The sequence below is a fragment of the Shewanella marisflavi genome, assembly GCF_023283925.1.
Taxonomy (GTDB): Bacteria; Pseudomonadota; Gammaproteobacteria; order Enterobacterales; family Shewanellaceae; genus Shewanella; species Shewanella marisflavi.
On sequence record NZ_JAKIKX010000002.1, the window covers coordinates 389,740 to 403,903 of the forward strand.

Consider the following 14,164-nt stretch of genomic DNA (forward strand, 5'->3'; position numbering starts at 1 on the left):
CTATGCCTGTTAGCTTTTACCACCCGGCACTATGGCCAGATGTTCAATTTCCCTCAATATCTGGTGATTTTTCAGCGCCAGTTGACACACACCGCCGCGGATTTGATGCTGGACAGAGCAATCTACGCTCCATTGACGCAGCAAATAACCGGCAAGCGCCGCGCGGCAGCTAAGCACAAGTTCGCCGTCACTCATCTGATAATCGAGCGCTATCGCCTCAGGGTGGCTCAGGCTAGGATGGGGGATCAACACCAAACTCACCAGCTTCTGCCAATAGGCATCCTTGTCTTGCAGCTCATGATCGAAAGGTTCTGTCTGGCTTTCACTCACCGCCTTGAAGCGGGTAACGACAAAATCAGTAAACACTTGGTGGGTGCGGTCAAAACAGCGCACATGCCAGCGCTGGCCATTGTTGACTAAGGTATGGGGGACTAACTCGCGCTGGGTTTCACCTGACGAAACTGACACATAAGTCACGGCAACCGCCTGCTTATGGGCAATCGCCCGCATCACGGCAGCAATGATATTGGTATCGGGGTGAATCAACTGCACCGCATCTAAACAAACGCTGCTGGGCGTCACCGGATGGGACAGACCGTCACCAAAGCCATTAGCCAGGCCATGAAGAATGGCCTCAGGATCATGGTCGAACAGCGGCGTAAACTCGTTGCGTCTATGATAGCGCTTAGTCTGATGGACCAGCTCCATGTTGTTTGGCGCCAGCTCACGGTAGCTAGCAAAATCACGCGTAGCCGCTGCGAGGCCGGTCGCAAATTTGGCGATCAGATCCTGGCGCGAGACCTGACCGAAATATTGCAAACTAAAATCGATAAACGCCAACCGTTGCCTTTGGGCAAACGACAAACTCTCCATTGCATCCATGTCACTACCTTTAATGCTTAATCTGAGCGCCTAAGTATTTAATCGATAGCGCCCCTCAAAAGCACTTAAGCTAGTGCAAAAGCCAAACAGATGCAATCATTATGGTTAGTCCTACTTTATCCCCAAGGCGCTGAAGGTATCGTCGCTCGGAAAACCATCGGCTACCAGACCGACACTTCGCTGAAAAGCCTGCAAACCAGCGCGCGAGTTAACGCCGAGCACTCCATCAGGCTTACCGACATCGAAGCCCTTCTCGTTCAGCTTTTCCTGTAATAGCTTAAGCTTAGCGCGGCTGATATTGTCATGTTTTGGCGGCGTGATATGCAAAGGCGCGGCCCCATTGATGCGATCGGCGAGATGACCTACGGCGATGGCGTAAAACTCAGAGCGGTTCCAGCGCATGATCACATCGAAGTTATCATAACCTAAGAATGCCGGTCCGCTATGACCTGCGGGCAAGTAGAGCGCCGCCTGCATATCGGGCGTCGACAATGCCTTACCGCTCACCTGAGTCAGGCCTAACTCGGCCCAGGTGGTTAGACTCTGTTTATCGTTTCGTCCAAGGTGGCGAAAATCATACCCTTTAGGCAGCAACACCTCCCGGCCCCAGCGCTCGTTGCGAGCCCAGCCCAGCTGATTTAAGAAGTTCGCCGCCGAGGATAATGCATCTTGAGTGCTGTTAAACAGATCCGCCTTGCCGTCGCCATCGGCATCGACTGCATATTTGGCATAAGCCGAGGGCATAAACTGGGTGTGACCCATGGCGCCCGCCCATGAGCCTTGCATCTGCTCATTATCAAACTGATAAGCTTCTTTAAGCTTTAACGCCTGAATCAACTCACCAGTAAAATAATCACTCCGTCTTGGATCGCAGGCTAAGGTGGTGAGAGAATCGATCACCGGCATCTTACCCTTGTATGAACCAAAGTTGGTTTCCAGGCCCCAGAAGGCCACCAGATACTGTGGAGGAATGCCATATTCCTGCTTGAGTTTATTGAGCAGGGTTCCGTGCTCCTTAAGCAGACGTCGCCCCTCTTTCACTCGCCAATCCGTGACCCGTTTTGAAAAGTAGTTATCAAAAGTCTGGCTAAACTCAGGCTGCTTCTTATCCAGTTCAATCACCCGGGCAACATACTTCACCTTGCCCAGCGAACTCTCCACCGTTGCCTGAGACACACCTGCGGCCAAGGCTTTCTCTTTAAGCGCCACCACACAGGTATCAAAATCTTGGGCAAGCGCAGTAGCACTGTGTAAGCCGGTCGCGAATAGGAGAGAGGCATAGGTGAGTAATTTTTTCAAAATAGAGACTCCACGAAAAACGGCTAAAAGAATAAGAAACTTAATGATCTGCAGCCAGCAAAAAATCAGAACCATTGCCAGACATAATAACGACTCGAGTCACTTATGCTAAATGATTTATGATTAATTATTCGAACTTAGACCAGTTCAACGAGTAAGCGGGCAAATAGTGGCCAGCCCGGCTCAGGTATCGCTTGGCTCAAGATGCACATCGCGTATAATGGGCTCGTTTTTTATCCTTTCTAAGAGATCTAGCATGACTGACAACAATCCCGTTTTAGCAAGCTTTATTGAAAACGTAAAAGAGCAGCAAGCCGTTTGGGGCCTTCAGGATGAGACTGGCGAAGGTTGGGTCGTGTGTGACTCATCAGAGTATGAAGAAACTGATGTGATGCCGCTGTGGTCAAGCGAAGCACAAGCCAAAGTGCACTGCACCGAAGAATGGCAAGATTATCAGCCTGCTCCTATCGTACTGGAAGAGTTGCTAGAATACTGGATCCAAGATCTTCACGACGATGGCGTTTTAGTGGGCGTAGACTGGGTAGCCGAACAAGAGTGTCTGGAACTGGACCCAATTACCCTGGCTAAATGCCTGGTAGACATAGAGCAAGAGTAAATCTTGACGTCTCTGGTTATCCCAGCGGCAGATAAGGCATAACCCTTGTCTGCCGGCTATCCCCTGATCGACATCCCGTTTGACAAGCGCCATACCTGCTGGTTTTGCGCCGAGCCCTGCGATCGTCAGTTTCATTATCAAGCCCTGGCACACTGCCCTCACCCTTCGCTGGCTGTACCCGCCTGTAAAGAATGCCAACTGATCGCCAACAAGAATCCGCTGACCTCTATCTGGGATTGCCATAGCGCCGTCAAAGATGAGTTGATGCAACGCTACGCCAAACATCTGGCCATAGGCGAAAACTGGACCAAAGAGGAGCTAGAGGAGGCTGACTTTACCTGCAAGGTATTTGAAGGCTTTAAGAAAAGTGCTTGGTTTATGTATGAGGTCGCCAAAACGCGGGTGAGTTATGTGCCCTGGCCCATTAGCCTAAACGGAGTTTTGCTAGCAGATAGCAAGTATAGCGCTGACTTCGAATTCGATGGTATGCACTATAGCTCGCTCTCCAAGGCAATAGCCCACTACGCCAAGATGTTAGGCTTAGATAAGGCTTTTCTGACCGAGTTGGTAGCTGCCGTTGGTCGGCAGCGATTTGGCTATGCAGTGCGCGTCGCCAGAATCAATATCGTCGCCACACAGGCTGTAAAACGTCAGGTGATTAACGATATCCTGGCCGAACAAGCCGCCGATTAAGGCAACTGACTCCTAAGTCGCTCTTGCACTACGCCGACTAAGAGATCTGGCTGGAACTTAGAGATAAAGCGATCGCAACCCACTTTTTCCACCATGGCATTGTTAAAACTGCCACTAAGAGATGTGTTGAGGGTAATAAAAAGGTTCGCCATACGCTTATCGCTGCGCACCTCATAGGTAAGGCGGTAACCGTCCATCTCTGGCATTTCGGCGTCGGTGATCAACATTAAGATCTCTTGATTGATATCACGGCCCTCATCACACCAACGTTTAAGTAGGTTAAGAGCCTGCAAACCGTCTGACGTTTCGATCACTTCGATGCCGAGCGGCGCCAGTGTATCCTTGACCTGGCGACGCGCCGTGGACGAATCATCGGCGATCAGTATCTTGCGGCCCATCATCTTATCGACAAGGGATTCATCTAGCACACCTTCTGAGATGGCGATATCGTAATGCACTATCTCCGCCAGTACCTTTTCCACATCTATGATAGAGACCAAGCGTGTCATACCATCCTGCTCTACCTTAGTGATTGCAGTGAGATAATTGTGACTGCCTGTGCTTCTTGGCGGCGGCATGATGTCGCTCCAGGTCATATTGATAATATGATCCACCTTACCCACCATAAAGCCCTGCACGCTTCGGTTGTATTCGGTAATAATAAGATTGGCTTCCTGATCATCACCCATGGGTTGAAAGCCGATGGCACTGCGAAGATCGATAACGGGAATGGAGGTACCGCGAATATTGGCCACCCCTTTAATGCTAGGATGACTGCCCGGCAGAGCGCTTAGCTTAGGCAGCTTGACCACTTCTTTGACCTTAAACACGTTAATTGCAAACAACTGGGTCGCATTGATCCGAAACAGAAGCAGCTCGAGACGATTCTCGCCAACTAATTGGGTCCGCTGGTCGACACTCTCTAGCACTTTAGCCATAACACTCTCACTACACCTTTAATCCAAATGACGTGAAACGCCACATAATTATAGCCATAATCACCATATTTAGTGGCGACATCAAGCCGCCAGATCACAGCTTTAACAAGTTTATTGATTATTCAAGGCAACCGGGGCAACCGGAACAATACGAGAGCCATTTTTCACGACTATATCCATGATTTTTAAATGTAACTCTTCTGATGCCAACTGAAAGGTGGGAAAGCTCTTAGTGCCGATATAAGCCAGTACATTCACCTGCAAACCGTGCAATCCAAAGCCCTTAAAAGTCACCCTAAGGGGCTCTTTCATCACCAGCTCATGGGCTTCGAGCATCTCTTTGATCTCAGCAACAATCGCCTTTAGCTGCGCCGATGTGGTCATGGCATAATCCAGGCGCACATCTGCCTTGAAGCGTATCTTCTCGCGCTGAGAGATGTTTTCAATCTCCATTTCCACCAGTTTGGCATTGGGCACATGGATCAAGGTTCTGTCTAAGGTTCTTATCTGAGTGCAACGCAGACCAATCTCTTCGACTGTGCCACTTATCTTACCGAACTTACACAGGTTACCCACCTTAATGGGCGCCGCCGAATAGAGGGTTATAGTACCGATAAAGTTCTCAATCGACTGCTTAGAGGCCAGCGCGATAGCAATACCGCCTATTCCCATGCCCGCTATGATGGCACTGGCATTAAAACCTAAATGCTCTAACCATAAGAGCACCGCCATCACGGAAAAGATCACTCTGATAAAATTAGTTAGCGGACGTAGGAGTGACGCCGCCTGATCTTTGCCTTGGGCTTTCCAGCGCTTCTTTAAGCCCTGGTGCAAAATCCCCATACCACTCCATCCAAGCCAGATGATAGATGACACCAACAAAAACCCAGTATCTAACAACTCCACCGCTGCAGGGGAAATACTACTGTGGGCGCCCCAAATTCTCACCAGTATCACCGCCAGCAACAAGCGTAATGGGCCGGCAACAATGTAGGCAAACTCCTCTTTAAGCTCATATTTGGTCATCAAAATGACCTTTTTCACCAACCAAGTCACTGGAATGGTGACCATAAATGCAGCGATAAGATAGCTTGTTAACAGGCACCACTCCCATAGATGCACGTTAAACCATCGCCCTTCAGGAATATGATTCACGAACCATTCAGCCACAGGACCATAACCCAGGTTTTGGTAGAGTTCAGGTACCTTTGCCACGGTCGCGTTGGAGACTTTCCAGATAGAACCGTCATCGCCTGGTACCCGCTGCAGGTAGAGTGAGACCTTGTCGCTTTGTAGTTCTACCCGGCCAAAGAGATCACGATAGGAAGGCAGTTGATCATTATCCTGTCCTTGGGGCGCGTCACTTATCTGGCTAAGATCCAACCAAATATTTCGCTCAATGATCACCTGTAACTGCTTAGCATAATCGGGGCCTTTCTTTGCCGACATGCCTTCTGGTAGATAGCGTAGATCTAAATACTCAGCAGCCTTTTCATAATCTTGCTCATACGCCGCCTCCATAAAACCTTCGAGCGTGCCCCTGGGAGTGTCCCGTTGCAAACTATCTTTATAGGCATAATGGTCTATCGTAGCGACATCATTGCTCTGGCGACTATCGGCCACAGCCACCTCATTTAATGCTCCAATCAGACTATCAGGCGCCGCGCACCATGCGGAGCCGACGGTGAAGCTCAAAACAGAAATTAACAGCCAAACAACCAAGCGCATCCTAGCCCCCTAAATTGTCAACAAGCGCTTATAAATACTAGCATTTATACTTTATCTCAACAGCAGAAACCTACGCCTTGTTTCAGCAAAATGCCAACGATATCTGCAGAAAACAGCCCCTAACTGATTAAAGATTGACAAGTGAGCCAGCTACTCTATAATGGCTCGTTCTGTAGCTTCCAGCTCTGCCTTATTGCATCGTTAGACCTCAAGTCATCGCATCCAACAAATTGCAGTCATCTCGTCACACTATTGTCATTTATTGATGATTTACTGTGGCTAGTCTAGTGGTAACTCATTGATCCCGCCGATTTAATCTCGGCGTAGTTGAAGTCAATCACTTGATTATTTGAATTAAGCTGGGTAGTCTCAGAAAGGATCACATTCATCTTTCGCAACAGCTAAGGATATATTATTTGTTAAATTTCAACTGCAAACACGCAGTCTTAGATAAAAGGAGTATGGCCTATGTCGTACAAAGTTAACGGTCATGAGATCACAGTAAACTTTCCAGTGGACTCAATCTCAGTCAATAAATCTTCTATTGCTTTCACCGATAGCGTAGGAAAAAACAGACAAACTTTTGCAAAGCGCACCGACGCACTGCAATTTATGAAATGGTTGCTCTCAAGCAACAAATAACCTCACCGCTATTCGATACACCTCCTCTCACCCGTATCGAAGGTTGCCCAGGCAACAAGTAGGATTGACTTCATTCGTCAACGACTCAGCAGATAACATTTGGCTCAGGTTGTACCCCTTTCACAGGTACTGACCTGGCCAAATGGTTTTTAATCACCCCAGCTACAACTCACCATACTTGCGCTTGTATCGCGGCAACATAGATTGATTCCCCAAAAGCCCACCTTGATGCAGATAAAGCACAGGCTCATCTAACCCCTGCTGCAACTGCTGCTTAAGGCAGATCCAACCAAGGGGATCATACAAGAGCTCAAATTCGATACCTGTAGCACTCACCTCATGCCACATCTGATAAAAGGCCAAGTAGAGTTTGCCAAAATGATAACGCTTATCCATGGCAATAATTTGAGGATGCTGCGATTCATCTGGTGCTAACTGGGTAAATTGCTGACGAAGATAGGCATCGCCCCCCACTACGGCACAGGTTTTCACCCGAACGCTAGAATCATGGGCAAGAAAGTATTTCTGTAAATAGAGCGCCGTGGTGCCTGTACCAGAGGGAAGAAATACCAAGAGACCACTTAAGTCCTGTTCGCACTTCCACGCCAGGATCTCTTGGCCAAGCTGGGCAACACCCGGTTCGGCAAAGCTACAACGTCCCCCTTCAGGCACAAACAACAGCTCCTCACTGCCGGTCAATATCTGCTCACGAATGTAAGTGTCGGTATCTCGCCCTTGCCTGTCTTCAGCCTGGCTAAGGTCGATGATCTGCGCGCCATTGTTGAGCGCCGCTTGGTAGTTACCACTCGGATGCTGAGACAGATAAGTGGGCAGATGATCGACATAAAAATCTAATTGCCAGCCCTTTATTTTGGCGAGCGCCGATAAGGAATAGAGAGAGTTCGCCTGGGGTGACCCATAACCAATGAGACGCTTTACGTCTGGGAAATCATGGTTAAGAAAATAGGCAAACTTACGGGCCTTATTGCCGGAAAACTCGGGATGCAGCAAGTCGTCACGCTTGACATACACCTTATGCTGCCAGATGTTGATAGCCTCTACCGGGGTCTGGGTTAATTTCATTACGTTAAGCATTTCTGGTAAACCTGGCGCTGAGTGTACACCCATTAACCGTGAATGCGTAATTTGACCGTTTATTGGCATAATATGTCAACCAGCCAAGAACAAACACACCTAATAGCTAATAAAAACAACATTTTAAAAAATGGCATGAATTTCGCTTTGTATTGTTCAGCTCATCTATAAGGGCTTGTTTGCCCGAGAAATATAATTAGCGACAGAGATAAGGAGTACTCAATGGCACTACTGCGCTTAATCTTTAATATTGCATGGTTTATTTTAGGAGGCTTCGTGATGGGGCTAGCCTGGTGGTTAGCGGGATTACTTTGCTTTATCAGCATCATAGGTATCCCCTTTGGCCGTGCCTGCTTTGTGATTGGTGAGATGGCCTTCTGGCCTTTTGGACAACAAAATGTCAACCGTCGTGCACTGCAAGGCGTTGACGACTTAGGTACAGGCCCGCTAGGCATGATAGGTAATATCGTCTGGTTCCTACTGTTTGGGATCTGGTTGGCCATCGGACATATCGCCCATGCACTGGCTTGTTTTATCACCATCATAGGGATCCCATTCGGTATTCAACACCTGAAATTGGCCTTGCTAAGCCTGACCCCCATAGGCCAAATCATCACGGCCAAGGCCTAAGCGCTTAGGCCTACCTAGTCACTCTTAACTGTGTTCTCTAGGTAGGCCGCCAATAACTGCTCCACTTCGATACGCGCCAGTCCCTCATTATAAAGCGCCCGCCAACGACGCCCTTCAGGTGTATTACGAAAAGCAATATAGAGCGCCTTTGACTCCAGCAGTTGCTTATTAAATTGTAATCTGGTTTTGAGCTCAGAGAGATGAGGTTGCTGGATAAGATACTGATAGACATAACGATCCATTACCGCGCCTTGCACCCGCCCGGTGGCAACCTTGCGGATATTGTGCTCATCAGAGCTCACTAGCTCCACGGGTTGGAGTCCAATGGCTATCATCTCATCTAAGGCTTGAGTATTCACATAGTCTCTCACCACACCTAAAGTGTAAGCATTTAAATCCTGCAGACGTGACCAGGTAATGGGATGATGGCTCTGCTCTAAGATCCCAAGCGGGCTCTCCCCCATGGCTTCTGAAAAAATAAACTTATCGGTAGGATGATAATATTCGGGGAAATACCCCTGATAGCCTGAGTCATCGCGGGAAACCACCCTCACTGTGCGGCTCCAGGGAAAATAATCCACAACCAGATCGTGGCCCATGGCTGCCAGTGCCGCGCGGGCAATGACCACACATGCCCCTCCCTCTGGCAATGTGGGACCAGAATAAGGTGGCCAGTTCAGAGATGACAGTTTTAGAGTATCGGCTCGCACGCTGCTAATACTTAGCATTAAGCAAACCAGCAGCCCACCCAAAAGTAAGCAGGCCTTGTGTCTTAGGATCTCATGTGAAAGCAGAATTTTCTTATCACTCCCTATCACTACGCGTTTCCCCGATTGCCCGCCTGATAACTTTCCTTAACCGTTTAAAATCCTTTTGTTACATATTTTCACTGGCATAGATGCGCAACATCATGCAAAACAAGTATAGAAGAGAGGCCACACTCATGAGGTGCTTATGCTAAGAAAAACCTTAATTACTGTTTTTGGCGGAGGGTTATGCCTATTCGGACTCGCCTTGGTGATACTGCCTGGTCCTGCCTGGTTACTCCTGCCTATCGGTCTGGCCATCTTGAGTCTGGAATACCCCTGGGCCAAGGTCTGGCTAAAGAAGAGTCAACAACAGATGACGCGAAGTGCAAACTGGCTCGATGACAAGATTCGCGATTGGCGCTATAGCCGGTAGTTGGCCGCTATCGGCTTTTCACTATTGACTTAGCCTGCCCCTAAGCCAGGGCAAAACTAAGCCATGGAAACACTAAGCCATGAAAAACTAAGCTTAGACAAAGCTAAGCCTGAGCAAAGTGGTCGCTGTTATGGCCTCTTTGAGTCAATACATTTAACCTTTCTAAGATGGCTAACAACACACCTTGACGGCGCATGTTTTCCAGCACGCCACGACTAAAGCCTTCAAGGCGACTCATGGCGGTTAAGAGCAAGCGACACTGATAGAAACTGGCCTCTTTAATGTAATCGGGTTTATCAACTAGGTGGGCATTTTGATACCACTCATGCCAATTTAGACGTTCGAGTAACAAGCCCTGATTGGCCAACTGCTCAACGAAAGCCTTCATGCTGATATGGTTATTGGTCTGTTCACCACGGGCAAACTGCGTAGCATATTGAGAATAGAGATTGGCTATCTGCAAAGATATTACATGTTTCATGTCTCACTCCTTAGTCCTCAGGTCAAATCGCCCCCTCTGGACCCATTCCTCTGCCTTTCCATTGAAGCTTCGCTAAATCCATACCACAGAGATAACTAGTGACTTTTTAACACCCTAACCACTGGGGGCTGAATAGAAGCTGAACATTGAGTGAACCTCAGGCTAGCTAGACATAGACGTCTGGAGACCATATGCTACAAAAAAACGTAATCAGGGCGCTGGAGAGCACAGATGAGAAAATACACTACAAGTCTTGGCCTTATCCTTATTGGACTGTCTATCGGCTTTGCACCGCAAAGTCTGGCCAAGAATGATAAACATGAGCATGGCGCCAAGAACAAGAGCGAAAAGAGTCTGCCACCCGGTTTACAAAAGAAAGCCGCCCGCGGCGAGCCACTGCCTCCGGGCTGGCAGAAGAAGCTCCATAGGGGGGATTACCTCGCCGATGATTACTATGATCGCGGTAAGGTTCGTGTTCCTATCGATCGCGATGGCAACATCACCCTAGATGTCGACGGCACCTTTATTAAATTGCACGACAAGACACGTCGTATCCTAGATATTATTAACGACTAGTTATCTGCAAGGACTAATACCGGTTTCGCTGAGCTTTAACAGCAAACATTAAAGACTGGCCTGCTCTTGGTAAAGATTAAACTCCTCCAAAATCAGGCTGGTAAATAGACGACCGGCGCGTCCCAAGGGGCGCTCCATGGTCGACACTAACTGAGGTGTAAAGCTGTAACGACTGCCCCCTAGAAAATCCAGCTCCCGCAGTTCACCACTGGCCAGCTCCTCTTTAATCAGAAAATCAGGCATCCAGCCAAAACCCAGCCCCATTAGCAACGCATTCTTTTTCATGATAAAGCCCGATAGGTAAAACACCTTGTCGCCGCCAAATTGCAGCTCATCGCTGTGGATCTTACCCGGCGATGAATCTTCTATCGTCAACTCCACATGCTGGAGCAGTTCAAATAGGCTCAGCTCTTTGGCGGTTGCCAGTGGATGAGTGCGACTCACCACTAAGATGCTATTGATGTCGGGTAAGGGTTGTGGACGGTAATTAGGCCCGGTGCGATAGTCTTTCACCAACATGAGATCGGCATTATCACGCTCAAATCTATGTTGCACCCCGCCGAGAAACTCCATATTGAGCTGGATCTTAGTGGGGATCTTATACTCTGAGACGCGTTTTAACGCCCGCATAATGGGCTCCATGGGCAACGAACCATCAACCACTAACTCCAGCTTAGGCTCCCACCCCTCACTGAAACGGCTGGCTAAATGTTCAATATTGCCAAGGTATTGCAGTAATCGTTTGCCTTCGGCAAGAATCACCTTACCCTCGGGCGTCAATTCGGCGCGGTACTGATCCCGACAAAAAAGCTTTACACCCAAGTGTTGCTCAAGCTTCTTCACCTGGTAACTCACGGCCGATTGCGCCTTATGCAATCGCTCGGCAGCCTTGGAAAAGCTGCCCTCCTCCACCAGAATCGACAACACCCTAAAGGCTTCCACATCAATTTTCATCTCACTACCCCGGCGTAAACAAAAGACAACAATCTAAAAATTAGATAGTGTTAAGCTATTTATTATTCTTTTTTTTGTTCATGCCAGCAACTAAATTGTTACTTAGATCACATAAACATAAGTGTGCCCGCAAAAGCACCCAAGGAAAGATGTCATGCCATTTTATGTAAAACAGGGTGAAATCCCTCATAAACGTCATATCACCTTCAAGAAAGAGAATGGTGAACTCTATCGGGAAGAACTGTTTTCCACCCATGGCTTTTCTAATATCTATTCCAACAAGTATCACCACAACATGCCGACCAAGGCCTTAGAGGTTACGCCCTATGAGGTTGATCATGGCCAAGCCTGGCAGGATACCTTGATCCAAAACTATAAATTGGACGCCAAGCAGGCTGATCGTGAGGGTAACTTCTACTCGGCGCGTAATAAGATCTTCTTTAATAATGATGTCGCCATGTACAGCGCCAAGGTAACTGAAGCCACCGAAGAGTTTTACCGTAACGCCTATGCCGACGAGGTGATCTTCGTCCATGAGGGGCAAGGCAAACTCTATAGCGAATATGGCGTGCTGGAAGTGAAGAAGTGGGACTATCTTGTGATCCCCCGCGGCACCACCTATCAGCTTAAATTTGATGATTACAATCTGGTTCGCCTGTTTGTGATCGAATCATTCTCTATGGTGGAAGTGCCCAAGCATTTTAGAAACGAATATGGCCAGCTCTTAGAATCCGCCCCCTATTGTGAGCGCGATATCCGAGTGCCTAGCCTGCAAGAAGCAGTGGTAGAGAAAGGCGCCTTCCCCTTAGTCTGTAAGTTTGGCGACAAGTATCAGCTGACCCAGCTCGAGTGGCATCCCTTCGACCTCGTGGGCTGGGACGGCTGTGTCTACCCCTGGGCATTCAATATTCAAGACTATGCCCCTAAGGTAGGTCAGATCCATCTGCCACCATCGGATCACTTAGTCTTTACCGCCCACAACTTTGTTATCTGTAACTTTGTGCCGCGTCCCTACGACTTCCATCCACAGTCGATCCCGGCGCCCTATTACCACAACAATATCGACAGCGATGAAGTGCTTTATTACGTCGATGGTGACTTCATGAGTCGTACCGGCATCGAAGCGGGTTACATGACTTTGCATCAAAAAGGCGTGCCACACGGACCACAACCCGGTCGCACAGAAGCCTCTGTGGGCAAGAAAGAAACCTATGAATACGCAGTGATGGTCGATACCTTCGCCCCACTGCAGCTAACCCAACATGTACAAGGTTGCATGAGTAAGGACTACAACCGCTCTTGGTTAGAAGACTAGAACCGTACGGTCACCCGAACTCCAAATAATAACCAGACAAGTCATCACAGAGTGACTGTGGTTGTAACAAATTGAACGAGGATACTCACATGGCAAGCGAACAAAATCCACTGGGATTACTGGGCATCGAATTTACCGAGTTTTGCACCCCAGATCTCGACTTTATGCACAAGGTCTTTATCGACTTTGGTTTCTCTAAGCTGAAAAAGCATAAGCAAAAAGATATCGTTTACTACAAGCAAAACGACATCAACTTCCTGTTGAATAATGAGAAAAGCGGATTTTCGGCCGAATTTGCCAAGAAGCATGGCGCAGCCATCAGCTCTATGGGCTGGCGCGTAGAAGACGCTAACTTCGCCTTCGAAGGTGCCGTTGCACGTGGCGCCAAGCCTGCTGCTGACGAAGTGAAAGATCTGCCCTATCCAGCCATCTACGGTATTGGTGACAGCCTGATCTACTTTATCGATACCTTCGGCGCCGACAACAACATCTACAACACAGATTTTGTCGATCTGGAGAACCCTGAGATCGTACAGGAAAAAGGCTTTATCGAAGTCGACCACCTGACCAACAACGTCTACAAGGGCACCATGGAGCATTGGTCAAACTTCTATAAAGATATCTTCGGCTTTACCGAGGTACGTTACTTCGACATTAAGGGCTCACAGACGGCATTGATCTCTTATGCCCTACGCTCACCCGATGGCAGTTTCTGTATCCCAATTAACGAAGGTAAAGGCGACGACAGAAACCAGATCGATGAGTATTTGAGAGAATACGACGGCCCAGGCGTGCAGCATCTGGCGTTCCGCAGCCGCGACATCGTTGCTTCACTGGATGCAATGGAAGGCAGCTCGATTCAGACCCTGGATATCATCCCTGAATATTACGACACCATCTTCGACAAGTTGCCACAGGTAACCGAAGACAGAGAACGTATCAAGCATCACCAGATCCTGGTGGATGGCGATGAGAATGGCTACCTGCTGCAAATCTTCACCAAAAACCTGTTTGGTCCCATTTTTATCGAGATCATCCAGCGCAAGAATAACTTAGGTTTCGGTGAAGGTAACTTCAAGGCGCTGTTTGAATCAATTGAACGCGATCAGGTGCGCCGCGGCGTGCTCTAAGCC

Annotated in this window: 15 protein-coding genes; 7 read left to right on the forward strand and 8 right to left on the reverse strand. The window is 48.4% G+C overall.

Annotated features, from left to right (window positions below; translation table 11 throughout):
* Positions 1–9: 9 nt before the first annotated feature.
* Positions 10–882 (reverse strand): WYL domain-containing protein, encoded by an 873-nt coding sequence (locus tag L2712_RS06585; RefSeq protein ID WP_248977266.1) that lies wholly within the window; start codon positions 880–882, stop codon positions 10–12.
* Positions 883–993: 111 nt separating this feature from the next.
* Positions 994–2,181 carry a lytic murein transglycosylase gene (locus L2712_RS06590; RefSeq protein WP_232479531.1) on the reverse strand — a complete coding sequence of 396 codons (1,188 nt, stop codon included), beginning with the start codon at positions 2,179–2,181 and terminating at the stop codon, positions 994–996.
* Positions 2,182–2,437: 256 nt separating this feature from the next.
* On the opposite strand from L2712_RS06590, the gene L2712_RS06595 reads away from it, so the two are divergent.
* A complete protein-coding gene (locus L2712_RS06595) occupies positions 2,438–2,797 on the forward strand; it encodes a DUF2750 domain-containing protein (RefSeq protein WP_033538049.1) in 360 nt (119 codons plus the stop codon).
* A gap of 45 nt (positions 2,798–2,842) precedes the next feature.
* Entirely contained in the window at positions 2,843–3,490 is a 648-nt protein-coding gene (locus tag L2712_RS06600; RefSeq protein WP_248977267.1) for a hypothetical protein, read from the forward strand.
* Here L2712_RS06600 and L2712_RS06605 read toward each other — a convergent pair.
* From L2712_RS06605 to L2712_RS06615, 3 genes are all read right to left on the reverse strand, one after another.
* Positions 3,487–4,428, reverse strand: coding sequence for a chemotaxis protein CheV (locus L2712_RS06605; RefSeq protein ID WP_248977268.1), 942 nt, complete (start codon positions 4,426–4,428; stop codon positions 3,487–3,489). The two genes, L2712_RS06600 and L2712_RS06605, sit on opposite strands and share 4 nt — an antisense overlap.
* Positions 4,429–4,539: 111 nt before the next feature.
* Entirely contained in the window at positions 4,540–6,051 is a 1,512-nt protein-coding gene (locus tag L2712_RS06610; protein ID WP_232479530.1) for a mechanosensitive ion channel family protein, read from the reverse strand.
* A 909-nt stretch (positions 6,052–6,960) separates the two neighbouring features.
* Positions 6,961–7,881 carry a 1-aminocyclopropane-1-carboxylate deaminase/D-cysteine desulfhydrase gene (locus L2712_RS06615; RefSeq protein WP_248977269.1) on the reverse strand — a complete coding sequence of 307 codons (921 nt, stop codon included), beginning with the start codon at positions 7,879–7,881 and terminating at the stop codon, positions 6,961–6,963.
* 234 nt (positions 7,882–8,115) lie between these two features.
* On the opposite strand from L2712_RS06615, the gene L2712_RS06620 reads away from it, so the two are divergent.
* On the forward strand, positions 8,116–8,523 hold the full coding sequence (locus L2712_RS06620) for a YccF domain-containing protein (protein ID WP_248977270.1): 408 nt from the start codon (positions 8,116–8,118) through the stop codon (positions 8,521–8,523).
* Positions 8,524–8,537: 14 nt separating this feature from the next.
* Here the strand turns inward: L2712_RS06620 and L2712_RS06625 are convergent, their stop codons facing one another.
* Positions 8,538–9,251, reverse strand: a complete 714-nt coding sequence (locus tag L2712_RS06625) for a substrate-binding periplasmic protein (protein WP_248977271.1) — start codon at positions 9,249–9,251, stop codon at positions 8,538–8,540.
* A gap of 226 nt (positions 9,252–9,477) precedes the next feature.
* Between L2712_RS06625 and L2712_RS06630 the strand changes: the two genes are divergently transcribed.
* Positions 9,478–9,705, forward strand: coding sequence for a PGPGW domain-containing protein (locus L2712_RS06630; RefSeq protein ID WP_248977272.1), 228 nt, complete (start codon positions 9,478–9,480; stop codon positions 9,703–9,705).
* A 103-nt stretch (positions 9,706–9,808) separates the two neighbouring features.
* Here the strand turns inward: L2712_RS06630 and L2712_RS06635 are convergent, their stop codons facing one another.
* On the reverse strand, positions 9,809–10,186 hold the full coding sequence (locus L2712_RS06635; protein WP_248977273.1) for a DUF6508 domain-containing protein: 378 nt from the start codon (positions 10,184–10,186) through the stop codon (positions 9,809–9,811).
* A 231-nt stretch (positions 10,187–10,417) separates the two neighbouring features.
* Between L2712_RS06635 and L2712_RS06640 the strand changes: the two genes are divergently transcribed.
* Positions 10,418–10,762 carry a hypothetical protein gene (locus L2712_RS06640; RefSeq protein ID WP_248977274.1) on the forward strand — a complete coding sequence of 115 codons (345 nt, stop codon included), beginning with the start codon at positions 10,418–10,420 and terminating at the stop codon, positions 10,760–10,762.
* A gap of 48 nt (positions 10,763–10,810) precedes the next feature.
* Here L2712_RS06640 and L2712_RS06645 read toward each other — a convergent pair whose 3' ends face one another.
* Positions 10,811–11,716 carry a LysR family transcriptional regulator gene (locus L2712_RS06645; protein WP_033538041.1) on the reverse strand — a complete coding sequence of 302 codons (906 nt, stop codon included), beginning with the start codon at positions 11,714–11,716 and terminating at the stop codon, positions 10,811–10,813.
* A 154-nt stretch (positions 11,717–11,870) separates the two neighbouring features.
* On the opposite strand from L2712_RS06645, the gene L2712_RS06650 reads away from it, so the two are divergent.
* Entirely contained in the window at positions 11,871–13,031 is a 1,161-nt protein-coding gene (locus tag L2712_RS06650; protein WP_088904512.1) for a homogentisate 1,2-dioxygenase, read from the forward strand.
* Between the two features lie 89 nt (positions 13,032–13,120).
* Complete coding sequence (gene hppD, locus L2712_RS06655) at positions 13,121–14,161, forward strand: 4-hydroxyphenylpyruvate dioxygenase (protein ID WP_033538039.1); 1,041 nt, start codon at positions 13,121–13,123, stop codon at positions 14,159–14,161.
* The last annotated feature ends 3 nt before the right edge of the window (positions 14,162–14,164 follow it).